The organism is Adlercreutzia sp. DFI.6.23 (assembly GCF_024462535.1).
Taxonomy (GTDB): domain Bacteria; phylum Actinomycetota; class Coriobacteriia; order Coriobacteriales; family Eggerthellaceae; genus Adlercreutzia; species Adlercreutzia rubneri.
Genome location: NZ_JANGBP010000290.1, coordinates 1 through 349, shown reverse-complemented (window position 1 = coordinate 349; position 349 = coordinate 1). Strand labels below are relative to the sequence as shown.

The 349-nt window shown below is 67.9% G+C and carries 1 pseudogene; it reads left to right on the top strand.

Going from position 1 to position 349, the window contains the following annotated elements:
* Positions 1-4: 4 nt before the first annotated feature.
* Positions 5-349, top strand: a pseudogene (locus tag NE591_RS13420) (histidine--tRNA ligase); the annotation flags it as partial.

The following is a 349-nucleotide window of genomic DNA, read 5'->3' as shown; positions in this document are numbered from 1 at the left end:
GGAGCTGTTCTGGAATCAGTTCAAGCAGACGGCGGCCGAGGTGTTCGGCGCCTACGGGTACCTGCCCATCGAGACGCCCATCATGGAGCAGACCGAGCTCTTCGGCCGCGGCATCGGCGAAGCGACCGATGTGGTGTCCAAGGAGATGTTCACGGCCATTTCCGGTGAGAATCTGCGTCGCTGGGGGGAGGAGGGGAAGGCCCCGAAGGCGAAGAGCCGCCTGTCCTTGCGCCCCGAGGGCACGGCCGGTGTGGTGCGCGCCGTAGTGCAGCACGAACTGGTGCCGCAGGGCGCGGCCCCGGCGAAGCTCATGTACGCAGGCTCGATGTTCCGCGCCGAGCGCCCGCAG